Origin of the sequence: Paenibacillus sp. FSL H7-0756, from assembly GCF_038006765.1 — a bacterium.
Lineage (GTDB): Bacteria > Bacillota > Bacilli > Paenibacillales > Paenibacillaceae > Paenibacillus_AQ.
The window spans coordinates 2,327,262-2,352,585 of sequence record NZ_JBBOVT010000001.1 but is presented as its reverse complement, the minus strand read 5'-3'; the positions used below and the strand labels follow the sequence as shown (position 1 = coordinate 2,352,585).

The 25,324-nt window shown below is 55.6% G+C and carries 22 protein-coding genes; 3 read left to right on the top strand and 19 right to left on the bottom strand.

Annotated features, from left to right (window positions below):
- Nucleotides 1-179: 179 nt before the first annotated feature.
- The 3 genes from NST04_RS10465 to NST04_RS10455 all read right to left on the bottom strand — a co-directional run bounded on the left by NST04_RS10465 (nucleotide 180) and on the right by NST04_RS10455 (nucleotide 2,894).
- Nucleotides 180-821, bottom strand: coding sequence for an XTP/dITP diphosphatase (locus NST04_RS10465; protein ID WP_341026634.1), 642 nt, complete (start codon nucleotides 819-821; stop codon nucleotides 180-182).
- Nucleotide 822: 1 nt separating this feature from the next.
- Nucleotides 823-1,581, bottom strand: a complete 759-nt coding sequence (gene rph, locus NST04_RS10460) for a ribonuclease PH (protein WP_340938506.1) — start codon at nucleotides 1,579-1,581, stop codon at nucleotides 823-825.
- 191 nt (nucleotides 1,582-1,772) lie between these two features.
- Nucleotides 1,773-2,894 (bottom strand): GerMN domain-containing protein, encoded by a 1,122-nt coding sequence (locus NST04_RS10455; protein ID WP_341184194.1) that lies wholly within the window; start codon nucleotides 2,892-2,894, stop codon nucleotides 1,773-1,775.
- A gap of 263 nt (nucleotides 2,895-3,157) precedes the next feature.
- Here NST04_RS10455 and NST04_RS10450 point away from each other — a divergent pair, with 263 nt between their 5' ends.
- Both NST04_RS10450 and NST04_RS10445 read left to right on the top strand, forming a co-directional pair.
- Nucleotides 3,158-3,757: a phosphatidylglycerophosphatase A family protein gene (locus tag NST04_RS10450; protein WP_341184193.1), complete on the top strand. Its 600-nt coding sequence runs from the start codon at nucleotides 3,158-3,160 to the stop codon at nucleotides 3,755-3,757.
- A 42-nt stretch (nucleotides 3,758-3,799) separates the two neighbouring features.
- Nucleotides 3,800-4,642, top strand: a complete 843-nt coding sequence (locus tag NST04_RS10445; RefSeq protein ID WP_341184192.1) for a hypothetical protein — start codon at nucleotides 3,800-3,802, stop codon at nucleotides 4,640-4,642.
- Nucleotides 4,643-4,682: 40 nt separating this feature from the next.
- On the opposite strand, the gene NST04_RS10440 is transcribed toward NST04_RS10445, so the two are convergent.
- From NST04_RS10440 to nifB, 16 genes are all read right to left on the bottom strand, one after another.
- Nucleotides 4,683-5,267, bottom strand: a complete 585-nt coding sequence (locus NST04_RS10440; protein WP_341184191.1) for a TetR/AcrR family transcriptional regulator — start codon at nucleotides 5,265-5,267, stop codon at nucleotides 4,683-4,685.
- A gap of 733 nt (nucleotides 5,268-6,000) precedes the next feature.
- Nucleotides 6,001-6,996, bottom strand: coding sequence for an MBL fold metallo-hydrolase (locus NST04_RS10435; RefSeq protein WP_341184190.1), 996 nt, complete (start codon nucleotides 6,994-6,996; stop codon nucleotides 6,001-6,003).
- Nucleotides 6,997-7,037: 41 nt separating this feature from the next.
- Entirely contained in the window at nucleotides 7,038-7,775 is a 738-nt protein-coding gene (locus tag NST04_RS10430) for a class I SAM-dependent methyltransferase (RefSeq protein WP_341184189.1), read from the bottom strand.
- Nucleotides 7,776-8,055: 280 nt separating this feature from the next.
- Entirely contained in the window at nucleotides 8,056-9,762 is a 1,707-nt protein-coding gene (locus NST04_RS10425) for a glycoside hydrolase family 13 protein (protein ID WP_036699929.1), read from the bottom strand.
- Nucleotides 9,763-10,019: 257 nt separating this feature from the next.
- A complete protein-coding gene (locus NST04_RS10420; RefSeq protein ID WP_341184188.1) occupies nucleotides 10,020-11,210 on the bottom strand; it encodes a BclA C-terminal domain-containing protein in 1,191 nt (396 codons plus the stop codon).
- Between the two features lie 316 nt (nucleotides 11,211-11,526).
- Nucleotides 11,527-12,297 (bottom strand): Cof-type HAD-IIB family hydrolase, encoded by a 771-nt coding sequence (locus tag NST04_RS10415; RefSeq protein WP_341184187.1) that lies wholly within the window; start codon nucleotides 12,295-12,297, stop codon nucleotides 11,527-11,529.
- Nucleotides 12,298-12,565: 268 nt separating this feature from the next.
- Nucleotides 12,566-13,708 (bottom strand): homocitrate synthase/isopropylmalate synthase family protein, encoded by a 1,143-nt coding sequence (locus NST04_RS10410; RefSeq protein ID WP_341184186.1) that lies wholly within the window; start codon nucleotides 13,706-13,708, stop codon nucleotides 12,566-12,568.
- The gene (locus NST04_RS10405; protein ID WP_341184185.1) at nucleotides 13,705-14,457 is read right to left on the bottom strand and encodes a HesA/MoeB/ThiF family protein; all 753 of its coding nucleotides are present in this window, start codon (nucleotides 14,455-14,457) and stop codon (nucleotides 13,705-13,707) included. Before NST04_RS10405 ends, NST04_RS10410 begins: the two co-directional genes overlap by 4 nt.
- A 36-nt stretch (nucleotides 14,458-14,493) precedes the next feature.
- Nucleotides 14,494-15,060 carry a DUF269 domain-containing protein gene (locus NST04_RS10400; RefSeq protein ID WP_341184184.1) on the bottom strand — a complete coding sequence of 189 codons (567 nt, stop codon included), beginning with the start codon at nucleotides 15,058-15,060 and terminating at the stop codon, nucleotides 14,494-14,496.
- Nucleotides 15,044-15,454: a nitrogen fixation protein NifX gene (nifX, locus tag NST04_RS10395; protein ID WP_341184183.1), complete on the bottom strand. Its 411-nt coding sequence runs from the start codon at nucleotides 15,452-15,454 to the stop codon at nucleotides 15,044-15,046. The genes NST04_RS10400 and nifX overlap by 17 nt, the downstream gene beginning before the upstream one ends.
- Complete coding sequence (nifN, locus tag NST04_RS10390; protein ID WP_341184182.1) at nucleotides 15,429-16,757, bottom strand: nitrogenase iron-molybdenum cofactor biosynthesis protein NifN; 1,329 nt, start codon at nucleotides 16,755-16,757, stop codon at nucleotides 15,429-15,431. The genes nifX and nifN overlap by 26 nt, the downstream gene beginning before the upstream one ends.
- Nucleotides 16,747-18,258, bottom strand: a complete 1,512-nt coding sequence (nifE, locus tag NST04_RS10385; protein WP_341184181.1) for a nitrogenase iron-molybdenum cofactor biosynthesis protein NifE — start codon at nucleotides 18,256-18,258, stop codon at nucleotides 16,747-16,749. The genes nifN and nifE overlap by 11 nt, the downstream gene beginning before the upstream one ends.
- A 68-nt stretch (nucleotides 18,259-18,326) precedes the next feature.
- A complete protein-coding gene (gene nifK / locus NST04_RS10380; RefSeq protein ID WP_341184180.1) occupies nucleotides 18,327-19,886 on the bottom strand; it encodes a nitrogenase molybdenum-iron protein subunit beta in 1,560 nt (519 codons plus the stop codon).
- Entirely contained in the window at nucleotides 19,883-21,340 is a 1,458-nt protein-coding gene (gene nifD / locus NST04_RS10375; protein ID WP_341184179.1) for a nitrogenase molybdenum-iron protein alpha chain, read from the bottom strand. The genes nifK and nifD overlap by 4 nt, the downstream gene beginning before the upstream one ends.
- Nucleotides 21,341-21,373: 33 nt before the next feature.
- Nucleotides 21,374-22,240, bottom strand: a complete 867-nt coding sequence (nifH, locus tag NST04_RS10370) for a nitrogenase iron protein (RefSeq protein WP_036695744.1) — start codon at nucleotides 22,238-22,240, stop codon at nucleotides 21,374-21,376.
- A 6-nt stretch (nucleotides 22,241-22,246) separates the two neighbouring features.
- Entirely contained in the window at nucleotides 22,247-23,614 is a 1,368-nt protein-coding gene (gene nifB, locus NST04_RS10365; protein ID WP_341184178.1) for a nitrogenase cofactor biosynthesis protein NifB, read from the bottom strand.
- 766 nt (nucleotides 23,615-24,380) lie between these two features.
- On the opposite strand from nifB, the gene NST04_RS10360 reads away from it, so the two are divergent.
- Nucleotides 24,381-25,208 (top strand): TerC family protein, encoded by an 828-nt coding sequence (locus NST04_RS10360; RefSeq protein ID WP_341184177.1) that lies wholly within the window; start codon nucleotides 24,381-24,383, stop codon nucleotides 25,206-25,208.
- Nucleotides 25,209-25,324: the final 116 nt, after the last annotated feature.

Sequence of the window (25,324 nt, the reverse complement as noted above, 5' to 3'; positions counted from 1 at the left end):
GGCGATTTGCGGGAGGATGCAGGATCTGCGAAGGGGTGAAGTCAACTCTTATTCTCATACAAAGCCGGAGGATATGCTAGGGATAAATTTCCATAATCAGGGGGGATTATTATCTAAAAAAACAGGAAGCAGCCCCAAGCATAGTCTGCTTAAGGGCTGCTTCCAGGGCTCCAAATCTTCTATTGACCGCTGCTCTGCGCGGCAGCAAGCTTCTCGGTCAGACGCCGCAGCGCCGTTCCGCGGTGGCTGATCGCCTGCTTTTCCTCAAGCGTCAGCTCAGCCATCGTCTTCTCGTATTCGGGGAGATAGAACAGCGGGTCATAGCCGAAACCGCCGCCACCCGCAGGCTCCGAGGTAATCCAGCCTTCAACCGTACCCTCAGCCGTCCATTCCCGGCCGTCCGCCGGATCGTAGAGCGACAGGGCACAGACGAACCGGGCGGGACTCAGCAGCGGTTGTCCAGTATCCTCACCCTGCTTCAGCCGTTCCAGCTCGCTCATCAGCTTCAGATTATTCGCTTCATCATCCGCCGCCTCACCGGCATAGCGGGCCGAGTACACGCCGGGATTTCCGTCCAGCGCCTCTACACAGAGACCGGAATCGTCTGCCAGCACCGGCAGTCCAAGAGCGTCCCCTACAGCACGGGATTTTTTGAAGGCATTCTCGGCAAAAGTGGCCCCATCCTCAACCACATCCGGCAGATCCGGGTAGTCGTACATGCTTTTGACTGTAAGTCCCAGGGGAGCAAAGGCATGCTGGAACTCCCGCACCTTGCCTTTGTTCTTCGTCGCGACAATCAGAACTCCGCTGCCGGACTTCATCCTACACCTCTTGGCCGGTCTGGCCGGCAGGGATTTTGAGCGCGATGGCGCCAAGAACTTCTTTTTGCACAGCGATCAGCTCGTAGATCCCCTTCTCTCCGAGACCGAGCAGCTGGTCCAGCTCCTGGCGGGTGAACGGCCGCTCTTCGCCCGTGCCCTGAACCTCAACGAAAGCGCCGCTGCCCGTCATGACCACGTTCATATCCACCTTCGCCTTGGAATCCTCTTCATAATTCAGGTCGAGCAGCGTCTTGTCGCCGACAACCCCCACACTGATAGCCGCCAGGTAGTCTGTAATCGGGAAGACCGTCAGCTTATTCTGGAGGGCAAGCTTGTTCATGGCGAAGGCCATCGCTACAAAAGCGCCCGTGATCGAAGCCGTCCGCGTCCCGCCGTCTGCCTGAATCACATCACAGTCCAGCGTAATGCTGCGTTCGCCGAGCGCCTGCAAATTCACCACGGAGCGCAAGGCCCGTCCGATCAGACGCTGGATTTCCATGGTCCGACCGGTCAGCTTGCCGCGCGCCGCTTCACGCTGGTTGCGGGTCTGGGTCGCGCGGGGAAGCATCGAATATTCGGCGGTTACCCAGCCCTTGCCTTGTCCTTTCAGAAACGGCGGGACCTTCTCGTCCACGGTTGCCGTACAAATGACCTTGGTATCTCCCATCTCAATGATGACGGAGCCTTCTGCATATTTGTTGGTCTGGGTCGTTATCGTTATTGGCCGGAGCTGATCTTCGTTGCGTCCGTTTGATCTCATCTTTTCTGCCTCCTACATCGTATAGCGCAAAGTTTGTGTATATATTCATCCGTATCTTATACGCAGAAACGGGTGCCGCCCCCTATGGAAGAGAACGGCACCGCTGCTCCTGACCGTTATTCGGATGAACAATACTTTATTCTATCAAAGAGTAGGCACAAAAGCATCTTTTTAAGCCGGGAGGATCCGCTCTAAAGCGGCAGCTCGTTCACATATTCCGGCGCGGAGACCGGCTGTCCGTAATCGACATTATTGGTGCCAGTAACCGTATCCTTGCCGTTCAGGCGGATCTGTACCAGAGAATCATCTGTATTCTGGGCCACCGTCAGCACGACCGACTCCAGCATCTCCTCAGGAATGCTTGTGCTGCCATCGAACATATCATCGGTCAGCGATACGGTGACCACTCCGTTCTGCCCTGCTTTTACAGAATCTACTACCGTCCCCTGCGTCATGACCATCTCCAGACCATTCTCGGACTGCGGTCCGGCAATCAGCTCGCTCAGCGCCGCCTTCACCGTATCCCCGCCAGCGGGTACAAACCGGGTAACCGGAACATAATACTGGTGGCCGCCATCCGGTGAAGCCGCTGCGAAGTAGACTGTAACTGCGCTGGAATTCATCATCAGTGAGTTGTTCTTCGGCAGGTTAATCCCCATCGTACGGGACAGGGGGCGATCCAGCGGTGTGCCTTGCAGCGGCATTTCGTTCAGCTTTTTGCCATCGACCCAGAGCTGTACTCCCTTGATGTCATCCTGACCGGTCAGTGTCCAGGTAAGCGCCTCAAGGATTTTGCGTTCATCCGAAGGCTCATAGTCGTTAAACGCCGAGTTGAATTCAACAATAGCGACATGGTCCTGGCCGACAGATACACTGTTCACTTTCGTCCCTGCGGGCAGTACGCCCTGGAAGCCCTTAGGCAGTGCAGAGGCATAATCCCCCTTGCTGACCAGTGCCGTGAGGGAATTCTTCAGCATGGCTGTGTCCTCGCTTTTCGGAAAAGACAGAGCCACCGGAGCCAGCAGACCATTCTGATCCTCCAGATACACAGTGGTTCGCTCCCCGGCTACAGCAGGCGCACCGGTATCCTTCACCCCGGCGGACAGATCCGTCTCATCCAGAGAGGCCGGCCCGAATACACCAGTATCCAGCGTATCTTCCCCGCTCACTTGCAGCATTTGAGCTTCTACGGCGGCGGGCGGCGGGTCCACAGCAGCGGATTCGGAACCAAACAGACTGCAGCCGGAGAGCACAAGCGGAACGGCCAGCAGGCAAGCCGCAGACGCCCCGCGGAGGTGTTTCACTGGTTTCATCAATCTTCATTACCCCTTTCTAGCGTTAAGATCAGTTTGTACTGCTATGTATACGAGCCCTGTGTCCAAAAAATAACAACAGCTTATCCTAAATTACAGAAGTTCTGCCGGAACCCCTGCTTGGGGGCGGACACTGCTGTGTTCATCCAAGCTCAACCTGCCTGCGGGATACAAATCCGGACGTTTCTGGACATCGGTCTGCCGCTTGCGTACAATTTAGTACATACCCACATCACACCCGACTCACGAATGGAGGACTTCCTATGACTGATGCCAAAATTCCTTACAGCCTCAACAGCAAAGCCGTTGCCGAAGCAACCCGGTACTGGCTGCACAAGCGCGGGGTCACCCTGGAGGAGATTGCCGAGCTTGTCATGATGCTGCAAAAGAAATACTATCCGGGCCTGACCAGGGAGGAATGTATTCATAACGTTGAGATGGTACTCAGCAAGCGTGAGGTGCAAAATGCGGTGCTGACCGGCATCCAGCTCGATGTACTGGCGGAGGAGGGCAAGCTGTTCTCGCCGCTCCAGGATATGATTGAGAACGATGAAGGATTGTACGGGGTAGACGAGATTCTCGCCTTCTCGATCGTTAATGTATATGGCAGTATCGGGTTCACCAACTATGGTTACGTGGACAAACTCAAGCCCGGCGTACTGGAGAGGCTGAATGACAAAACCACCGGCCAGATCCATACCTATCTGGATGATATCGTAGGGGCTGTAGCCGCAGCGGCCAGCAGCCGTATTGCCCACCGCAAGCAGGCGGAACGCGAGCAGGAGCTGGGTCTGCCCCATGCCCCGGAGGACGCGGAAGAGGCTGCACGGCGTAGCCGGCTGGAGGAGACGTTGCCGGAATAAGCCGAGAGCAATTATTTATAACAGGAAAGGTGCGAAGTGTGCATGACCTATTCGTTCGTAGTGGAGCCGCTGGCTGTCCAGGAGTTCGAGAGTGAGGATGAGCGGATTGAGCGGTGCAAGGAATGGAATCTTCTGCCCGGGTCAGCCACCCGGGTCAAGACTTATCTGTACAAGCGGCAGGGCCTGACCCTGCCTTGTGAAATCGTAGGGTTTGTGGATAATCAGACGGTGGTGGTCCAGTTCGAGAATAAGCAGCAGCATTGTATCCACCCGGCGTACCTCAAAGAAATGCAGACCGGAAGCTTCGGCCAGCGCGCGCAAGCGGCGGCGGATGCACGGTCCGAGGACCCGGCAGAAGCTGCCGGAGAAGCCGAGCTGCTGGAGAACCAGCCGGTTGAGGGTGATCCGGAGGTTCGCGGTGAGGCTGATGCGGAGGGTCCGGGAAATGCTGGTGCTGCGGAGGGCGATACTGCTGAGCGTGCAGAGAGTGGGAGTGCTGCGGAAGGTAAGAGCGCTGCGGAGACAACGGCTCCTGCAGAGAAGCCGCGTAAGCCAGCCGCCTCCAAAAAGAAGCCTGCCCTGCAGCTGCCGGAAGACAAGCTTAAGGTTACAGCGGTTGTCAAAGAATTCACGACCGTTCCCAACCATTTCTCGGATAACGATGATGAAGTGATTATCTATGACAATGTAGTGATAGAAGGGCATGAGCTGGCCATTGACGAAGTCTGGTCAAGCCACAGTGCCACGCTGAAGAAGCTGGAGCTCAAGGAGGGCGACCCCGTTTCTTTTGAAGCGAAGATTGTAGCCAAGAAGCTCTCCCAGCATCCGGTCAAATACAAAATCAACAACCCGTCCAAGATGAAGGTGATTCAGCCGGATTCTTAAGAATGGGAATAACCGCAGGCCGCTGGACGGCACAGGTAACTTATTGTCTAGGCAGAGCCTCCAGCGGCTGCGGTCCCATCTGATTGCGTTCGAGGAGGATAGTGATATCCTCTATCAGCTTTTTGGCCGAAATAGGCAGCGAGTGTGTAATCCACCATTCCATGACTCCCACAGCAGCAGAGGCCATAAAATGCAGCAGCATCTCCTTGTTCATCCCCTGGTTCACACCATCCATATCGATCTGCTCCGCCAGTCCTTCCATCAGCATTGCATGCAGACGGCTTCTTAAGGCAGGAATGCCGCTGTTATTAATTAATGTAATGAAGACGGTGGCATGCTGCTCCACATATTCAGCCGTACGCAGCAGAGGACCGGAAGAGGTGAAATCCAGATTCTCCTGGACGCCCATACAGCGGTCACGCAGCTCCGTCATTTCCTTCTCAACACACTGATCCAGCAGATCATATTTGTCTACAAAATGCAGATAGATAGTCCCTCTGCTGACATTAGCCCGCTCCGCTATCTCATGTACCGTAATCTGCTCAAAGCCCTTCTCTTCCATCAGACTAAGAAACGCCTTAAAAATAGCATCCCGCGTCTTCCCGATCCGCCTGTCCACCGCCATCTCTCTTACATCTCCTTCGCCTGAGCACTTAGTTGCATTTATTATATTTAACAGTTGTCAAAAAAACAACAGGTGTGCAGAATTCAGGTGCACTTGTGCTCTTCATTTTCGCTTCCCGCCGACTTTTGGCTAATTCAGGTGCATTTGTGCTCTTCATTCACGCTTCCCGCCCGCTTTCGGCTAATTCAGGTGTACTTTTGCTCTTCATTTTCGCTTCCCGCCGACTTTCGGCTAATTCAGGTGCACTTGTGCTCTTCATTCACGCTCCCCGGCCACTTTCGGCTAATTCAGGTGCACTTGTGCTCTTCATTCAGACTGCTCAAAGGGATTTATCCCTTTGAATATCACATCTCACCACTTACAGCTAACTTTGGAGGAGGAATGAGTAGTGTTGTTGACAGGCTGCAAACTTCACCAATAAATTAGTCATTTCTTTCGGGTGTTCCAATAGTCGAGGTTTCCAGAAGAGTGTGGGGGCAACAATAGGTTAATGAGCGGTTTTCGGTCAGCAGGTTGTGTGCAGCGGGGGCATCAGCAGCGGGTATAAGCGGAGGGTTATGAGCATTGAATTAGGGCTACGTATTGTGAGCTGTGAGTTGCATGTTATGGGCTACGTTTCGTAAGTTGCGCTGCATGTGTGATCAACTACATGTGATGAAATGCAGGTTAGTGGCAGCAGAGTACAATATCTTGTAATCTGCTGCCAGCAGCCTGCACCGTTTCCTGCGCCGGCTTACTCCACAGCCGTGAAAAACAGGCTGCCGCCAGGCCCAGCCTCCGTTTCGGCTGCCCGCCCCCGGCGCACCAGCTCAGCCAGGTGGGCCAGCGCCTCGCTCATGGCGAACCGCATCTGGTGCGCTGTCGCGACCCGGCTGCGGAACAGCCCCTCGCAGACCGCGAACCCGCTCTGCGGTCCGCCTGCGAGCAGCGCGGCTGTAGTATCCAGCCGCTCCTCATGATGCCGGAGCAGGCTGTCCGCCCGCGCCGTGAACCCCGGGAACGGTTCCCGGTGGCCCGGGAACGCCAGCGTAACCCGCAGGCTGCGCAGCTCCTGCAGCCCCTCCAGAAACGTCAGCAGCGGCTGCGGATCGCTGCCCGGCTGCAGGCCGACATTGGGCGAGATCTGCGGCAGCACAGCATCGCCGCAGAGGATCTGCCCGCTGCCGCCGTGGTAGAACGACACATGCCCCGGCGCATGCCCGCCTGTGATAATGGGCTGCCATTTCCGGCTGCCCATCACAAACGGCTCCGCGTCATTGATATAGGTGACCTCCGGCTGCGGGGTCACCTCAGGCAGGAAGCTATCCAGATGCTCCCGGATACCCGCAAGCCACTCCTCCGGCATCCCATACCGCCGGAAAAAGAGCGGCAGCGCCTCATTCAGAGTCGCCGCTTCCCCCCAGGCCAGACCGGCCTCGGCATGCGCCCGTTCGCTCATCCATACCCGCGCTCCGCTGCGGGACTGCATCCAGCCCGCCAGCCCGTAATGGTCGGGATGATGGTGGGTCACCACGATATCCCGCACCTGCGTCCAGGTAAGGCTCAGTGCCTCAAGCACCCCCTGCCAGGCAAGCTCGGCAGCCGGTGTATGCGGGCCTGGATCAATGACCGTAACCCTGCCGTCCTTATCCGGCAGCAGATAGCTGTTAACCTGGCGCAGCGGCAGCCCCATTGGCACCGATACCTGAAGAACTCCGCCGTCCCAAGCTTGAATAATCTCCTTGTTCAACCTTCCTCCGCCTCCTCTAAGCCCTCTCCCTGATGCCATCTCTAAGGTCTACCTCCCATGAAGATCATGCGGGCCGAGGATTCAGCGTTATATTCCTCTTCATCGTAGCCGCCGTGAACAGTATCCAGCCGCAGCCCGGCAGCGGCAAGCATTCTGCGGAAATCCTCCAGCGTGTAGAGCTTTACCCGTTCCTGGCACTTGCGGGCCGGAGCGTTCCCGGCCTTCGAGGTCAGCAGGATATCCTTTTTCACATACCCCTCCTCGATCCGGCGGGTCTCGTCAATCCGAACATCTCCGTCCTCCCGGACCGAATGGGGCACCAGATGGCGGATGACGTAAGCCGGGTTCAGGAAATCAATGATGAACCGGCCCCCCGGCTTCAGCATCCGGCAAATCTCCTTAAGCACCTTAATCTGCTCCTCATCCTCTTCAAAATACCCGAAGGAAGTGAACAAATTGACCACAGCATCGAAGCCGCCCGCAAGCGGAAGCTCCCGCATATCCGATTGCAGCCAGGTTACCTGCTCTGCCCCAGCCTGCGCACACGCCTCACGCAGCAGCACCTTCGACAGATCCACACCTGTTACTTCATAGCCAGCCTGCGACAGAGCCAGTGAATGGCGGCCCATGCCGCAGCAGAGGTCCAGCACCTTCGCGCCCCGGGGCAGGCCAAGCCACTGGATCATGCTCTCCACCTCATGACGCGCACCGCTGAAATCCCTGTGTCTGTATACAATCAGATAGTCCTCGCCAAAACATTTCTCATACCACTCACTCATCTCTCTCCTAGCTCCCTCCATACTCCGCTTCACCGCACGGGCTTATCCCTGTCTCTAATAACGCCTATTGTACCGCCTTTTACTGTAGAAGCCCAGCGAAGTCACAGACCTGCAACACATAATCATTTATTTATAATTAAAGGAACAGGATCACTGTGCGGATAAAAAACGTATGATCTCGCAGCGTATATGTATTCGGTTTTACGCATAACAAACAGCAGTCCCGGTACTTCCGCCGGGACTGCTGCACATCTCCAGATCCGGTTGTAGGTTCGTTCGCTTAAGCAGAACCCTGATCTAACCGCTGCAGATACACGCGCGCTTCATAAGGGCGTAGCTTCAACTGCTGGAGATCTTCCTCCTTGGCAGGCTCATAATTGGAGATCAGCAGCTCCAGCTTCGCGGCAGTCTGGAATTCCTCCGGCAGCTCGAAGACCGGCTCATGTCCGAAGAAATTCAGAATCACGAGCAGGCGCTGATCCTCCAGCGTCCGGGTATAGGCATAGATTTCGGGATGCTCCTCCAGCAAGAGTCCGTATTCACCATAGACGATGACCTGATGTTTTTTGCGGAGCTGGATGAGCTTCTTATAATAGTTGTAAATAGAGTCCGGGTCCTTGACGCTGCTGGCCGCGTTAATCTCCCGGGAGTTCGAGTTGACCCTGATCCAGGGCGTACCTGTGGTGAACCCGCCTTCCTCGCCATCATCCCATTGCATCGGAGTCCGGGCATTGTCACGGCTCTTGGTATGAATCGCAGCCATGATGTCGGCTTCGGGAACACCGGCGTTGCGCTTTTCCTCATAATAGTTCAAGGTCTCCACATCCCGGTAATCATCGATCGACTCGAAGGCCACATTGGTCATGCCGATCTCCTCACCCTGATAAATATACGGCGTGCCTTCAAGCATATGAATGAAGGTGGCGAGCATCTTGGCCGACGGCACCCGGTAGTACAGGTCATCGCCGAACCGCGAGACTGAGCGCGGCTGGTCATGGTTACACAGATAGTTGGCATTCCAGCCCCGGTTATGCAGGACGGTCTGCCAATCGCTGATGATCGCCTTAAGATCTGTCAGCTTCCAAGGCACCACATCCCACTTCCCGCTGCCCGGCGAGGCAGCATCCAGATTCATATGCTCGAACTGAAAGGTCATATTCAGCTCACGGCGTCCGTCACCGACATAATCCAGCGCCTGCTCCGGCCCAAGCCCCGAGGTCTCCCCTACCGTCATGATATCGTAGTAATAGAGCACCTGATCGTGCAGATTCTGCAGCAGGGTATGCACATGATTCAGGTTCGAGAACATGTCATAGGCGCGGACCGTCGGAGTACCGCCAGGATTCAGGGCATCCGGATAGCCCTCTGCCTTCACAATATGGGCAATGGCATCGAAGCGGAAGCCGTCCACCCCCTTCTTCAGCCACCACTGCACCATCTCGTGCAGCTTATCGATGACCGCCGGATTCTCCCAGTTGAGATCGGGCTGGAACCGGGAGTACAGGTGCAGATAATATTCATCCGTCCGGGGGTCCAGCTCCCAGACCGAGCCGCTGAAGTAGGATTCCCAGTTGTTCGGGGGGCCGCCGTTTTTGCCTTTGCGCCAGATATAATAGTCCCGCTTGGGATTGTCCTTCGAGCTTCTCGATTCCACGAACCACGGATGTTCATGCGAGGTATGATTCAGCACCAGGTCCATCATCAGCTTCATGCCGCGGGAATGCATCTCACGCAGCAGTTCATCGAAATCCGCCATCGTTCCGAATTCCTTCATAATGTCGCAGTAGTCACTGATATCATAGCCATTGTCATGGTTCGGGGATTTATAAATCGGGCAGACCCAGATCACATCCACGCCGAGCTCCTGCAAGTAATCAAGCTTCGACAAGATCCCGCGCAGATCTCCAATTCCGTCGCCGTTACTGTCCATGAAGCTGATCGGATAAATCTGGTAGACTACGCTCTCTTTCCACCATTTAGGGTTCAATTCAGACGCCTCCGCTCTTGATTCCTGTTGTATAAGACATTTAATATATCTTAACCATACTCACTGAAGTGAATAACAATTTATTTTAAAAGACATGCGCCGCTCCCTTCGCCATCAAGCTGAGAAGAGCCGTCTTTCATTGAGGGATTTCCAACCTTTTGGATCATTGCTGCAAAAAAATGCGGGGTACCCGATCGGGTACCCCGTTCCTTTACCAAACCGCTCTCTATCCAAGCAGTTTGGTCTGTTTTAACCTGCTATGCAAGCTGTTTAATTACAATCGAAGCATTCACATTGGCTTGCGTCCCTCCAGCCAGCGTCTGCAATGTGACAGCAGCAGCCGAGCTGTGGTTCCGAAGCGTCAGTACATCTCCAGAGGACAAGGCAAGGATAGCTTGCCCAGTGTTCTGCTGGGTTCCTGCACCTGAACCGTAGACTGTTCCCGGAACCTGCGCCCCGTTCACGAATAAGGCAAATTGGCTGGGCTCCACTCCGGACACGGAGAAATTAACCTCATAACTCCCTGCATTAGTTACCGAAATTGTAGTTGTACCAGGGGCATGTGTAATCCCGGGGGTCAGCAGTCCGTTCGTATCAAAAGACACATCTGCCTCAATCGGCACTACCTGCGCACCGAGGTTATAGACGTAGCCGAACTGGGCAATTCCGCCAGCCGCTCCTGTGGCACCGGTTGCCCCGGCCGGTCCGGCGGCTCCAGTTGCTCCAGTTGCACCTGCAGGCCCTGCTGTGCCCGTAGCACCGGTTGCCCCCGCTGGCCCGGCAGCTCCCGTTGCACCGGCTGGTCCCGCTGGGCCTATAGCTCCTGCTGCTCCGGCGGGCCCCGCCGGGCCTATAGCTCCTGCTGCTCCGGCGGGCCCCGCTGGGCCTATAGCTCCCGCTGCTCCGGCTGGCCCCGCCGGGCCTATTGCTCCCGCTGCTCCGGCAGGTCCCGCCGGGCCTATTGCTCCCGCTGCTCCCAGTGCGCCTTGTGCTCCGGCGGCTCCCAGCGCTCCCGCTGCTCCCGCTGCCCCCAGAAGCCCGGCAGCCCCGGCAGCTCCACGGGCACCTGCTGCTCCGGCCGCTCCGCCTGCTCCCGCTGCTCCCAGTGCTCCCGCTGCTCCAGCCGCTCCCAGCGCTCCCGCTGCTCCGGCTGCTCCCAGCGCTCCCGCTGCTCCGGCCGCTCCCAGCGCTCCGGCGGCTCCCCCTGCCCCCGCTGATCCCAAGGCTTCTACTGCTCCAGCCGCCTCCAAGGCTCCTGCTGCTCCAGCCGCTCCCAAAGCACCTAATGGAATATTAACGCGGACAATTTGCTTTTTGACAATAATCTTCTTGCAGTTGCATTTGTTGTCCTTCCGTTTTCTCGCAGGACGTTTCGCTCTTGGCAGAGGGCATCCCGTAAGCTCCTCTTTGCAGCTCCGCTTTTTCTTCTTTTGTTCCATACTCCCCATATCCCTCACCTCCTATAGACTCTATGTATCCTACTCCATTTACCCAAGAGGGGCATGGACATTTATCCCGTAGGCATATATTTATTTTGGGTAAACCGGCCTGCGATTGCCCCAGTGATCATATTTGATCGCAGTTCGTCTACTTCTGCTGTACGGAGTGCAATGGAACCCGTTCAAAATGCAAAAAAAGTATTCGATTGCATAAACTGCAACCGAATACCCGTCTAAGCCTTACTGCTCCGGGCAACGCCCCTGGAGGTAAGCATATCCTCTCGTAAGTTCAATGAAATGAGACACAGCAACCGGGTTCTCCTGCCTACAGCAGCCCGACCATCTTCAAGCCTTCATAGATGCCGTCCTCACGGACAGACTTCGTAATGAAGGAGGCGGCCGCCTTCGCTGCCTTCTCGCCGTTGCCCATGGCAATGCCATACCCGACATACCCCAGCATCTCTACATCGTTCAGGCCATCGCCAAAAGCATAGACTTCTTCCTTCTCCACCCCGATCACCTTCAGCATCTCCGCGATCCCGTTCGCTTTGGAGCCGTTGCCGGGCAGCACATCCATACACAGCGGGTGCCAGCGGATGAAATTCAGCTCAGGGTACCGCCCGGCATATACCACCTGGCTCTCCTGCGGACAGAAGATCATCGCCTGGTAAATGTCATTTTTCAGAAAATATCCCGCATCATGCGTCGGAAATACCAGCTTCAGCGAACCGACGCTCGTATTAATGTACTCATGATCGGCCACATTCACTCTCATGCCCGCCGTATCCGTATACGCAACAGGGTGATCCAGCTTCTCCGCGAACAAGGTCAGTTCCTCCAGCACGCTGGTCGCAATCGGGTTCTTGTACACCGGCTTCCCTTCATAGACCACATATTGCCCGTTCAGCGAGACATACGAGTCAATCCCCAGCTCCTCGCGCAGCCCCTCGAACATATAATCCGCTCTTCCGGTAGCAATTGCTACATGGTGCCCGCGTCTCTTCAGCTCCGCTATCGCTTCTCTGGTGGAAGCTGGAATATTCTTGTCTTCATCATAGATCGTACCGTCAATATCGAAAAATACCGTTTTCTTCAAAGTGATGCCTTCCCTTCTCCATACGCTCTGCCTATTTACAGCCTGCTCAAATTGTAACAAAATCCTCCGTCAAAGTGGAGTCTATTCTCCCCGCCGCCCTGCCAGACCAGGATATCATCAGCCATTGTATTCCAAAAAAAAAGCTGCGCTGCACTCCACATGGAGAACAGCCCAGCTTAAGCATCAACATATATAAAACGCTATCGCTCCTACAGTTCCAAATCTCCCCTCCGCTTCTTTTTGCTTTTTGTTATCTATAGTGCGTTGCCTACACCGCATTCTGCGCGCGCTGCTGTTCTTCCATCAGCCACTGCAGCAGCATGACTTCCGGCACAGTGCCCTTGCGGGCCTCAGCGTAGGCCCGGACCTTCTCCAGCAGACGGCCGGCCGTCTCGGCGCTGACCGCAAGTCCCAGCTGCTCCAGCACATGAGCCACGCCGCCGCTGCCTGAATGCTTGCCCAGCACGAAGCGGTGCGCCCGTCCAACCACCGCCGGATCGAAGAACTGATACGTCTCCTGCTCCTTCATCAGCCCGTCCACATGAATCCCGGATTCATGGGTGAAGGCGAGCTGCCCCACGACCGGCTTCGCATCGCCGACACTGCGGCCGGATGCGGCAATGACCTTGTCTGCGAGGCCCTGGAGCCCCTCCAGCCGGACCGCACATTCCCCGCCGTACAAATAGCGCCAGGCCATGGCAACTTCCTCCATGGCCGCATTGCCGGTCCTCTCGCCAATCCCGGCCACCGTCGTACTGGCCCACACCGCTCCGGCCGCTATGCCGCTGAGCGTGTTCGCGCAGGCCAGCCCGAAGTCATTGTGGCAGTGTACCTCCAGCTCCACATCCCCAGGCACTTCTCCCAGCAGCCGGCTTACCCGCTCTGCCATCTGGCCCGGATGATGGGCCGAGACGGTATCTGCATACCTGAACCTGCGGATGCCTTCCTTGTATAGGGTATTCACCACTTCAATCAGGAAGCTCAACTCCGCCCTGGAGGAATCCTCCATGCCTGCCGATACGGTCATACCCTGCCGCAGCCCGTACTCCACGGTACGCAGCAGCTTGTTCAGACCTTCCCGGGGCGTCAGCCCCAGCTTGCCCTGCAGCTGAATCTCCGACACTGGAATGGAGATATGGCTCCAGTTCACGCCGGTAGCCTTGGCCTTGTCAATATCCGCGGGGACCGAGCGGTTCCATGTCATTAGCTTCATGGGTAATCCCAGCTCAGCAACAGCGGCAATATCCTCCTGCTCCCGCTTGCCCATGGCAGGAATGCCTACCTCTGCCTGCTCTACTCCGCTCTCCGACAGCAACTTTGCGATTTCCAGCTTTTCCGCCCTCGTGAATGAAACTCCAGCCGCCTGTTCACCATCCCTGAGTGTCGTGTCACATAGCTTGAGACGTTTCACGGTTTACCTCCCTCTCCGCAGCAAGCGCAATTCGGATTACGGGCAATACGGACGCTATAACAGGCGAAGTCGAGTGAGCTGAAGCGATGCATTACGCCCGCGTAAGTTGTCCCTACCCCTGTAATCCATTTTACGGCCTCCAGCGCTGCCAGACAACCGGCAATCCCGGAGGTGGCGCCCAGAACCGGGAAGCCGAGCGGCTCCCACTGCGGCGGCAACTCCGGATACAGGCATTCGAGGCAAGGCGTAAGTCCGGGAATCACTGTAGTGAGCGATATTTCAAAGCCATACATGGCCGCCTCCACCATCGGTGTATTCGTATCCACACACAGCCGATTCAGCGCATAACGCTCCGGGAAGTCGTAGCGGGCATCGATTACAATATCGGCTGCTTCTACCCAAGGCCATGCCGCAGGATATTCAATTCTGGAATTATAGCCTTCAATCTCAACATGCGGATTCAGCTGCTTCAGCCGGGCAATCGCCGTACTCATCCGCTCCTGGCCCAGATGCTCACTGCCCATCAGAATCTGCCGGTTCAGATCCGGGGCCACAATCACCCCCTCATGAGCCAGAATAAGCCGGCCCACGCCAGCCGCCGCCAAATAGAGTGCAGCCGTTCCGCCAAGCCCGCCGATTCCGGCCACCATAACTGTCGCTTCCTTCAGCGCCTTCTGCCCGTCTTCCCCGAGCAGCTTCAGCTGCCGGGTGTACCGTTCCAGCTCCAAACCTCCGGCAAGCTGCTCCATTCCTGACTCCCCCTGTGACTGAATTCATATTACTCCCTAGCCCTCCAGGCTAAGCAGGCCATGCGCTGAAGTCATCTCCGTATATTTCTCCAGAAAAGCCATTCCTTCTTCAATACACTCCACCCCGTACGAAATCGTCTTCTCAGCCGAAGTGAACGGGAAGGGAAAGCCGGCCCTCAGGCTCTTAAGCACCACAATGACTCTGCCGCTGTAGAGCAGCCCCCGGCCGAAGCCCTCGCCGTTAATCTCTGCTGTACTCTGGATCATAAGGCCGCATCTCTCCTCCATAACGCCTGCCATGGCCTGGAACAGCAGCGGCACCTGCTGGCGGACCTTGGACGACACCGCACAATTGAATTCCGATTGATCCTTATCCCCGGCAGATGCCAGGAACAGCTTCGCGATCTTCTCCAGCGGAGGAAGACTGCTGTTACGTCCGAAGAAGTCCCCGGCGTCCAGCAGATGACACAGACGCCGGATCAGGGCATCTGCGGTCTCCGGATTCAGCTCCTTACGTGCTCTGGGACTGCGCTGCCTCGCCGCCGCAGCTCCCGGAATCACCATACCCTGCAGCGCCGCACGCTCATTAGCCATGGGTTCCATTCGCTTCTCCTCCTTCATTCTCTTCCGCTTCCTCTGCCCGCAGCACCTTGGCCAGCCACATCGGCGGCTTGCCCTGAAGCATCTCGACCAGCCGCTTCAGCTGCTCCTCGATAGGGCTGCCCATCGGAACCTTCACCGGCATAATCTTCCGGCGTGTTACCCGCGCAGCAGCCGATGCGCCGATCTGCATGATGAAGATCAGAGTACAGTCGCCTACAGAATCCAGGCGGCTTTCGATTTTGCCAGCTTCATCCTGGTGCGGTACGGCAGACAGTCTGCGCAGCTCCACCAGCTCGGCCCCGGCTTTCGTTACATTATATACAGCGAACATCGGACTCTGTCCGAAATGCGCATTCACACGGCTTCCATCATCTGTGGCGAACGCTACTTTCACGGCTGCCTGCCTCCCTTTGCATTAACAGATTCCCTGCTTTATTACTCCATTCCATGGCTCCCCGGTACCCGGCCGAGACGGACATGTAAGCGCCAAGCTCATTCCAGACCGGGAACCCGGCCGGCATGAAGGCGGCACCCGTCCGCTGTGCCCCGGCAATCCCGTGGGAATTGCTGATCCAGAGATCAGCCCCCTTGCCCAGCACCTCGGCATCATCCAAATCGCCCACCCACACCTCGCGCTCCATTCCGGCAATGAGCGGGGTCTCAAACGAAGTGATCAGCGCCTTCTGCTCTACGCCCAGCTCCTCCAGCCACCCCGAGACCGAATGCAGATGATCCGGTTCCAGTGCGGCAAGCACCGACATTCCGGCAAATTGAAAATGCGCGTCCAGCATGCTGTCGAGCAGATTCTCCCGCTGCCAGCAATACCGCAGCGGCACCGGCTCCCCGCTGATCTGATGCAGGAAATGCAGCAGTTCATCGGTTGCTTTAAGCCCCATCGCCCCCTCGAATACCTTATACGGGGTACCTATGGCATTATGCAGCCGTCTGGCCGGACGCTCCATACTGCCGCCCACGGCAATCGTCAAAGCGGACTGCAGGCTCTGGAGCATAGAGTCCAGCGGAACCCCGCCGCGTGTCAGCGGCGAGAAGCCGGTAAGCAGATGGCCGGACAAGGAAGTCGAGATATCCGGCAGCGCAATCACCTCGAAGCCGAAGGAGGAGATGATCTCCTTCAGCTCCATCACATCGGCCGGGGTTAAGAACGAGCCCGGCAGCAGGGTAATCTGCCGGGTGTTCACGCTTCTTTGCCCCCGGTGTCCTACCTGCTGGATCATCTCGTCAATCATAGACTCCACCGTAGAGCTGAAGCCCGATTCCAGCGATCCGCGAAAATCTGGCAGAACCACAGAGAAGGCGAGACCTCCGCGCATATTCCGCTCTCTTTTATACGTCTTAAGCATGTTCTGATAATCCACACCGGCTACATCCGTCAATTCCGTCCCAATAATGCCGATGATATCCGGGCGGTGCTTGCTCAGCACCAGATTCAGCGCCTCCTCCAGATTGCGGTTGGCATCGAAGATGACATCCATCTCCTGCAGCGCCGAGGTCTGCACGGCAATCGGTTCCCGGAAATGACGGGTCAGGAGCGCCTTCGGAAAAGCGGAGCAGCCCTGGGAGCCGTGAATCAGCGGCATGGCCCGGTAGCAGCCCTGCAAGGCCAGTACGGCACCCAGCGACTGCCCGATCTTCATCGGGTTGACTGATGCGGGCTTTTTTCTCCGGTTAACGGTCATAGGGCGGCGCCTCCTTATCCCAGGGAGCAGGGCTTGCCGCCAGCTTCCAGATCGGGTTCGCAAGTGAATAGGTCAGCTCTTTGGCCAGCCGCAGCAGCCCTTCATATCCGGCATACGCTTTGTGGCGCTCCTGATTAATATCAATGAAGGGAATCTGCTCTTTCATCGCCACATACATATTGCGGCCGCCCGCAATCATAATATCCGCCTTGCGCTCTCTTACCGTCTTGATAATCCGGCTGGCCCCGCCCTCGGGAATGTATTCCGTATCATCTCCTACGCGGTCGGCAATCCGCCGCACATCATCCTCCGTGCTTTTGTTCGTGCCTACCCCGACGACCTGAACGCCCAGCTCCTTCAGGGCCGAGATGACGGACCAGCTTTTGACCCCGCCCGTATAGAGTACAGCCCGTTTCCCCCTCAGCAGCTTGCGGTAAGGCCGCAGCTCCTGGCTTAACCTGGCTTCCTCCCGCTCGGTGAGCCGGTCCACACGCCGCTCCATCTCCCGGTCATTCATCAGATAGGCCATCTGGCGCAGCGAATAGGTCGTCTCCTTCGCACCATAGAACGAGCCTTCGAAATACGGGATACCGTATCTCGACTCCATCTCCTTGGCAAGGCCGAGCAGCGCCCGGCTGCAGACCACCATATTCACTCTCGCCCGGTGCGCCCACGTAATCTCCTTATAGCGGGCATCCCCCGTAATCCGCGAGGTTACGGCGATCCCGGCGCTGTTCATCAGCTTCTCAATATCCCACATCTCACCGGCGATATTGTACTCCCCGATCAGATTCACCCCGAGATCCGTCTCCGGCTCCGGCTCTCCCGTCCCGATGACATACTGCAGCAGCGCATCCCCCGCCAGCCGGTTCCCGAGATTCTTGCTCCCGACGAAGCCGGGGCTGTTCACCGGGATCACAGGAATCCCGATCCGGTCCGCCGCCTCCTTGCAGACCGCATCCATATCTTCGCCGATCAGCGCGGTCACGCAGGTTGAATATACAAATATTGCCGGAGGCGCAAAGCGCCCGGCAATATAATCAATGCTGTCCTTCAATTTCTTCTCGCCGCCAAAAATAATATCAGAATCCGTAAGATCCGTAGCGAAGCCATATTGGGACAGGGAGGGGCCGCTGGATAACGCGCCTCTGCTCTCCCAGCTGTTGCCGGCGCAGGCAATCGGTCCATGAACCAGATGTGCAGCATCCATAATCGGCAGCAGCGTGATCTGGGCTCCGTCGAAGGAGCAGCCTCCAGCAGCTTCACCCGGCTTGGGCCTTGGACAGGGCTTCGCCTTAGGCGCTACACTCCCGCAAGCCTGGGAATCAAATTCATCTTGCCGTAAAGGGTCCATCGGCTCTTCATCTCCTTCGCTTGAGAGGCTTGTGTTCCATACGAATCTTGCGTACTTCCTGATGCGGCAGGTGCCCATGATGGCAAGAATCCCGGCCCTTCGCCGCCCCTTCCGGATGAACTGCAGCCGCAACAACCGCTGCCGCATATTCCGGGGGGGAGGAGAAGGCCAGGTTAGCAATCCAATCCTCTTATAATGGCTACAGACAAACGGCTCTAGCGCACCAGCTCAAAATTGAAGCCGGAGTTATGATCATCAAGCTGCTGCAGAATCGTGTTCACGATCAGACTGAGCAGATTAAGTGTTCCCTGATACCCGATAATCGGATAACGGTGCATGTGATGGCGGTCGAAGATCGGGAAGCCGACCCGCACCAGCGGCACCTCCGCATCCTTGGCGGCAAATTTCAGATGGGAGCTGCCAATCGTCAGATCCACCCTGTCATTCAGCAGCAGCGAGCGCATATGCCACAGGTCTTTGCCGACATGCACAGTAGCTTCGGTACCATACGGACTTGCTGCCAGCAGCGCTTCGGCTTCGTCCTTGAACTTCACTTCGTTGAAGTCCACATCACCGTTCGAGCAGATAATATGCACCGGCTCCATCCCGGTCTCCAGGCAGAACCCGATCAGGCCAATAAGCAGATCCGGGTCGCCTACCAGCGCTACCCGCTTGCCGTGCAGGTAAGGATGACTGTCCATCAGCGCATCCACGACACGGCCGCGTTCTTCCGTTAGCATTGCTGGAACCGGGAGGCCGGTCAGCTCACTGATCGTAGCCAGCAGAGTATCCGTGCCCTTAATGCCCAGCGGCGTGGATAACGCTGCCAGCTGCTGGTTCCAGGTACCGCTGATATATTCCTGGGTCTTCTTCAGCGTATACTTTTGCAGAGACAGGGTTGCAAGCGCATTGGCTGCCTGCGGAACATCCGCAAGCTTCGTACCGCCGTAGTAGTATTCATACTCTCCGGTTGCCGGTGAATCGTAGTTCCCGCTGTGGTCTCCAAGTATGGTGTACTTGGTATCGAAGGCTCCAAGAATCTTGCGCAGCTCTGCAAAGTTACCGGTGTACGGCTCAAAGCCCAGCATCACATTCAGCTTCTCTCCGCTCTCCGCGCCGCTTCCCGGCTTGCTCTCGATACCCGAACGGGTGTAGAGGTAGCTCAGGATCCCCTTGATCATGGCATCGTAGCCAGTGATATGTGAGCCGACGAAACTCGGCGTGTTGCAGTAGGCCACCGGATATTCCTCACTGATCACCCCTTTAATGCGGGCATTGCCGATAAAAGAGTTCAGGTCATCCCCGATGACCTCAGCCATACAGGTGGTACAAATCGCAACCATCTCCGGTTTGTACAAGGCGACACTGTTCTCCAAACCGTCAATCAGGTTGTTCATCCCGCCGAATACGGCTGCATCCTCCGTCATGGACGTGGACACGGATGGCGTTGGCTCCTTGAAGTGGCGGCTGAGATGGCTGCGGAAGTAGGCGTTGCAGCCCTGCGATCCGTGTACGAACGGCAGCGTCTTCTCAAACCCGAGTGCGGCCATGACTGAACCCAGCGGCTGGCAAGCTTTATGCGGATTGATCACCACATTCTGGCGGCTGAAATTCTTCTCCATATATTCGGCAGACTTGGAGTACGCGAGTGCTTCGGCGGTCTCCTTCTCGCTGCAGGGAGCTTCGAACTGCTTCTTGTTCTCCCGCTGCTGCACATAACGCTCTTCCTTGAACAAGCTGGTATTATCTTTAATGTTCAGTTCATCCCTGCTCATACGCCCGCCTCCTTCGGCTCCATTGTTCCTCGTCTGCTCACCAGATCCCATACCGGGCTGTTCACAGTCATATCCATATCCTTCGCAAACACCTTAAAGCCGTCGAAGCCGTGATACGGGCCGCTATAATCCCAGGAATGCATCTGACGGAACGGCACACCCATCTTGTGATAGACATATTTCTCCTTCACGCCTGAGCCTACCAGATCAATGTTCATCTTCTTCGTAATTTCTTCCAGCTCGTAAGCTGTGGGATCATCCATGACAATGGTTCCCTCGGCAAGCATCGGGAGCATCTTCTCATAGTCATCCTTGTGGGCGAATTCATAACCGGAGGCTACGATATCCATCCCCAGATCTTCATAAGCGCCGATGGTATGGCGGGAACGCAGGCCCCCGATCATCAGCATGACGGTTTTATTTTCCAGACGCGGTCTGTATTTGCGGATCACTGCATCCATAACCGGCTTATATCTGGCGATCATCTGCTCGCAATTCTCCTGAATCGTAGCATCGAAAAGCGCTGCAATCGCCCGCAGGCTCTCATACGTCTTCGTTGGCCCGAAGAAATTGTATTCCAGCCAAGGGATGCCGTAGGCCTTCTCCATATGGTCCACCATATAGTTCATGGAGCGGTGGCAGTGGATCAGGTTCAGCTTCGCCTTGTGGGCTATCTCCAGCTCGTTCAAAGAGCCGTCACCGGACCACTGGGCAATAACGCGCAGGCCCATCTCTTCAAGCAGGATACGTGAGGCCCAGGCGTCGCCGCCAATGTTATAGTCGCCGATGATATTCACATCGTAGGGACCGGTCTCCGCCAGCTCGGCACGGCCCATCACGAAGTCACGGATCGCATCGTTCGCAATATGATGGCCCAGCGACTGGCTGACCCCGCGGAAGCCTTCGCAGCGTACCGGAACAATCGGCATCGCAAGCTCCTTGGACATCTTCTTCGACACCGCTTCGATATCATCGCCGATCAGGCCGACCGGACATTCCGACTGGACAGAGATCCCCTTTGCCAGCGGGAACATCTCGGTAATCTCACGCATAATGACGGCCAGCTTCTTATCCCCGCCGAACACGATATCCGTCTCCTGAAAATCACTGGTAATCTGCATCGCCGTAAAGTTATCGATGCCAAGCGTCCCATTCGCAAAGTTACGGCGTGAGCCCCAGCTATACTGTCCGCAGCCCACCGGCCCGTGACTGATATGGACCATATCCTTGATCGGACCCCAGACCACCCCTTTGGAGCCGGCATAGGCGCAGCCGCGCGGGGTCATCACACCCGGACGGGATTTAATATTGGACTTCACCGCACACGTGCTGCAATCAATGGCCTTTTCATCCGCCACCTGAAAATGCTTCTCGCGGTCCTTCCGCGCCTTTTTGGGATAGGCTTCCAGAATCTCCTCAACCAGCTTCTGATTCTCTTCAATACTCAGTCCCATGATTTGACCCTCCTTTTCTCTTCGCCTCAGAGTTTATTGCCCGGAAGCCTGGAGCTTCTTGATCGCAGCTTCTTCATCTTCAATGATGCCGAATTCCATCAGCAGCTCTTCCAGCTCTTCCATCGAGATCGGGGTGGGGATCGTCAGCATTTTGTTATTGAGAATCTTCTCGGCCAGGATTTCATATTCTTTCGCCTGCTGGTGCTCAGGGTTATATTGGGCTACGGTCATTCTGCGCAGCTCGGCATGCTGAACGATGTTATCGCGGGGAACAAAGTGAATCATCTGTGTGTTCAGGCGGCGGGCCAGCTCCATGATCAGCTCATCCTCACGGTCAGTATTCCGGCTGTTACAGATCAGGCCGCCGAGTCTTACGCCGCCGCTGGTCGCATATTTCAGGATACCGCGGGCGATATTGTTGGCTGCGTACATCGCCATCATCTCGCCGGAGCAGACGATATAGATCTCCTGGGCCTTGCCCTCACGGATCGGCATGGCGAATCCGCCGCATACCACGTCACCCAGTACGTCATAGGAGACGAAATCCAGATCCTGATAGGCGCCCTCCTGCTCCAGGAAGTTAATCGCAGTGATAATCCCGCGCCCTGCGCAGCCTACCCCCGGTTCCGGCCCGCCGCACTCTACGTTGATAATGTCGCCGAATCCTGTCTGCAGCACATCCTCAAGCTCCAGATCCTCTACGGAGCCAAGCTCAGCCGCCAGCTCCAGCACGGAGTTCTGGGCTTTGGTATTCAGGATCAGACGGGTGGAATCCGCCTTCGGGTCACAGCCTACGATCATGACTCTTTGTTCAAATTTGGTGGCCAGCTGAGCCAGGGTGTTTTGTGAAGTTGTCGATTTGCCGATACCGCCTTTACCGTAGAAAGCTATTTGTCTCATTGTTCATCATCCCTTCGAAATGTTTATATTTTCAAAATAAGAGCTGTACTTCACACTTTCGAGAATGGCTTCCTGAATGCCGCCTTTGCGGACAAGAGGCAGGACACCGATTTTGTTCAGGCTGGCCCTTGGGGCCTCGCCGATGCCGGAGCAGAGAAGAATGCGGCAGTCACTTAGAATCGATATAATTTCTTGCAGCGTAGCTGCTTTGTCACCGTTACAATCGGCCTTCCCATGGCAGTAGGCCTGGATCTTGCGGACACCCAGGAGCTGTACATCCGTTCCGTCGGTGTCATAGACCAGGAACTCAGTGGCATGACCGAAATGCTGATTCACCTTGTCGCCGCCTCTGGTGGCAACCGCAACCCGTGTCTTCGGCCCTCCGGTCTGAATGCGTCTGGCCTGTTTGGCTAAGACATGCTCGCGGATTTTGGTGTCCAGCTCACTCTGGAACATCGCCCGGGCTTCTTCATTAATGACCGGCTCGGCCTCCATCGCTTCCAGCGGAAAATCGGGATTGCGGTCCTGGCCCAGCAGCCCGATCGCATCGGCCCGGCATTGCCGGCAGTGACGCATAACCTTCATCCCCCCGCGGCCCAGCTGCTCCTGCAAATTAAGCAGTTCCTTCGGACGGGGCGCCTTGCGGCCATCCGCTTCATACTGGCTGCCCGGTGCGATAATAAGAGGTGTTACATTGTGCAGTGTAGCCCCGAGCTCTTTTACCCGCGCTGACACGGCAGTCAGATGATGATCGTTAACCCCCGGAATCATAATGGAATTCACTTTGACCAGAATCCCCAGCTTGGCCAGCATTTCAAGTCCCAGTAATTGACGGCTTATCAGCAGCCCGGCTGCCTCTCTGCCTTCGTACCGGACCCCTTCATCGAACACCCACGGATAAATCGCCTGGCCTACATCAGGGTCGATCGCGTTGATGGTGATCGTGACATGACGGATGCCCAGCTCCATAATCTCATCCACATGCCGGTACAGCGTAAGTCCGTTAGTGCTGAGACAGAGGGAGACATCAGGCACATGTTTCCTGACCCGGGCGAAGGTATCGAAGGTCTGCTCCGGGTTCGCCAGCGGATCTCCCGGTCCGGCTACACCCACTACCGAGAGCTGCATCAGTTGGGCCGCAACTCCCCGTACCTTGCGTTCCGCCTGCTCCGGAGTAAGCACCTCACTAACCACGCCCGGCCTGCTCTCATTTACACAGTCGAACTTGCGGTTACAGTAATTGCACTGGATGTTACAGGCGGGAGCAACCGGGATGTGCATCCGGGCATAAAACCGGTGAGCCTCCTCGCTATAGCAAGGGTGGCGGCTAATTTCCTCCTCCGCTTCACTTGATAGACATGACGGCTGCATCATTTCCCACCTCCTGAAAGTTTTGTAAGCTAAGCTTCTCTGCACAATCTGCGTACAAAACTCGCTTCGGAAGCATTAACTTAAGTTTTACGGAGCATTTGCTCCTTGAAACCACTTCGCAGTAAAACTTGCTTCGAAAGCATACGCTAAGTTTTGTAAGCTAAGCTTCTCTGCGCATTCTGCGTACAAAACTCGCTTCGGAAGCATTAACTTAAGTTTTGCGGTTCAAATGGCCTTTGTTTGGTTAATGTTATTTTATCTAACATTTCACTTCACTTGGCCGCTTTAATTAGTCTCATCATATTTTCATTACCGGGGATCGTCAATTAGTCCAACGCTTATTCCGCCCTTGATTTCCTTTTGTTTGCAGTTTCGCCATATGATATGTCAACTTATATGACTCATACTTACCATGTTTCCGTTTTCAGGCCTGTCATTTTCTATTGATATTTGTTCTCAAAAGGCATTGACAATGCCTCTTAACTCGGATATGATACTTTTAGCCAGAAACGAATCACCTAAAATTTCATATAATCCCGTAAAGGGGAGTAGCTGTTAGATAAAATCGTCAATACGAGAGTATGAGGATATTCTCCGGTTTTATCGGCAATAGATTATTGTTAGCGAGACCTTTACCAACCAGGTTACCTTTATTCCAAAGGCTAATCTGTTTGGTAAAGGTCTTTTTTATATATATTTTTGGTTAAACTAATGGTATCACCGTTAGTTTCGCAAAAAAGCAGCTAAACCACTTGAGGAGGAAACAGCAATGGATTGGGGACTATTATTAGAATACGGATGGGTATTGCTCGTTCTCGTAGCACTGGAAGGGCTGCTTGCCGCAGACAACGCACTTGTACTAGCGATTATGGTTAAACATCTTCCTGATGAGGAACGTAAAAAGGCATTGTTCTACGGATTGGCCGGAGCTTTTGTGTTCCGGTTCGGATCGTTGTTCGTCATCTCCTACCTGGTAGACATCTGGCAGGTACAAGCCATCGGTGCGCTATATCTGTTATTTATCGCGGGGAATCACATCTTCCGAAAGGTCTTATTCGCTAAGCCGGTCACGGAAGAAGCCGCTGAGAGCGGAAGTCCTGGAGCTGTAAACAAGAAGAAAGCCAGCTTCTGGTTCACTGTACTTAAGGTTGAAGTAGCAGATATTGCCTTTGCCGTAGACTCCATCCTCGCAGCCGTAGCCCTGGCCGTTGCGCTTCCGGCAAGTGGTATCCGCAACATCGGCGGCCTCGACGGCGGACAGTTCCTTGTAATCTTCGCAGGCGGCTTCATCGGTCTCGTCATTATGCGGTTCGCTGCCTCCTTCTTCGTTAAGCTGCTTCACACCCGTCCCGGTCTTGAGGTTGCTGCCTTCTTCATCGTCGGCTGGGTTGGGGTTAAGCTCGCGGTTATCACCTTGGCCCACCCTGCTCTGGGTGTATTGTCCGAAGACTTCGCACACAGCACCTGGTGGAAACTGACCTTCTATGTCGTTCTGATCATTATTGCGGCCACAGGCTGGTTCATGAGCAGTGTCAAAACCGAAGAGAATGCCTCTGAGAATCCGGTCAAGGAAGTCGACAAGCAGCTCGGAAAGTAAGACCTCCGGCCATTTGAATAAGTCAGATTCTTAAATTTTCCAAAAGCTTTAAATGTTAAAAAAGCAGCGACTCTCCCGTTATTGGAGACTCGCTGCTTTCTGTTGTTGGTCCATGG

What these genes read in the sequence shown, in the direction of transcription:
- NST04_RS10465 (WP_341026634.1), bottom strand. Translation starts at nt 821, where the DNA reads ATGAAGTCCGGCAGCGGAGTTCTGATTGTCGCGACGAAGAACAAAGGC.
- rph (WP_340938506.1), bottom strand. Translation starts at nt 1,581, where the DNA reads ATGAGATCAAACGGACGCAACGAAGATCAGCTCCGGCCAATAACGATA.
- NST04_RS10455 (WP_341184194.1), bottom strand. Translation starts at nt 2,894, where the DNA reads ATGAAACCAGTGAAACACCTCCGCGGGGCGTCTGCGGCTTGCCTGCTG.
- NST04_RS10450 (WP_341184193.1), top strand. Translation starts at nt 3,158, where the DNA reads ATGACTGATGCCAAAATTCCTTACAGCCTCAACAGCAAAGCCGTTGCC.
- NST04_RS10445 (WP_341184192.1), top strand. Translation starts at nt 3,800, where the DNA reads ATGACCTATTCGTTCGTAGTGGAGCCGCTGGCTGTCCAGGAGTTCGAG.
- NST04_RS10440 (WP_341184191.1), bottom strand. Translation starts at nt 5,267, where the DNA reads ATGGCGGTGGACAGGCGGATCGGGAAGACGCGGGATGCTATTTTTAAG.
- NST04_RS10430 (WP_341184189.1), bottom strand. Translation starts at nt 7,775, where the DNA reads ATGAGTGAGTGGTATGAGAAATGTTTTGGCGAGGACTATCTGATTGTA.
- NST04_RS10420 (WP_341184188.1), bottom strand. Translation starts at nt 11,210, where the DNA reads ATGGGGAGTATGGAACAAAAGAAGAAAAAGCGGAGCTGCAAAGAGGAG.
- NST04_RS10405 (WP_341184185.1), bottom strand. Translation starts at nt 14,457, where the DNA reads ATGGAGCAGCTTGCCGGAGGTTTGGAGCTGGAACGGTACACCCGGCAG.
- NST04_RS10400 (WP_341184184.1), bottom strand. Translation starts at nt 15,060, where the DNA reads ATGGAACCCATGGCTAATGAGCGTGCGGCGCTGCAGGGTATGGTGATT.
- nifN (WP_341184182.1), bottom strand. Translation starts at nt 16,757, where the DNA reads ATGACCGTTAACCGGAGAAAAAAGCCCGCATCAGTCAACCCGATGAAG.
- nifE (WP_341184181.1), bottom strand. Translation starts at nt 18,258, where the DNA reads ATGCGGCAGCGGTTGTTGCGGCTGCAGTTCATCCGGAAGGGGCGGCGA.
- nifK (WP_341184180.1), bottom strand. Translation starts at nt 19,886, where the DNA reads ATGAGCAGGGATGAACTGAACATTAAAGATAATACCAGCTTGTTCAAG.
- nifD (WP_341184179.1), bottom strand. Translation starts at nt 21,340, where the DNA reads ATGGGACTGAGTATTGAAGAGAATCAGAAGCTGGTTGAGGAGATTCTG.
- nifH (WP_036695744.1), bottom strand. Translation starts at nt 22,240, where the DNA reads ATGAGACAAATAGCTTTCTACGGTAAAGGCGGTATCGGCAAATCGACA.
- nifB (WP_341184178.1), bottom strand. Translation starts at nt 23,614, where the DNA reads ATGATGCAGCCGTCATGTCTATCAAGTGAAGCGGAGGAGGAAATTAGC.
- NST04_RS10360 (WP_341184177.1), top strand. Translation starts at nt 24,381, where the DNA reads ATGGATTGGGGACTATTATTAGAATACGGATGGGTATTGCTCGTTCTC.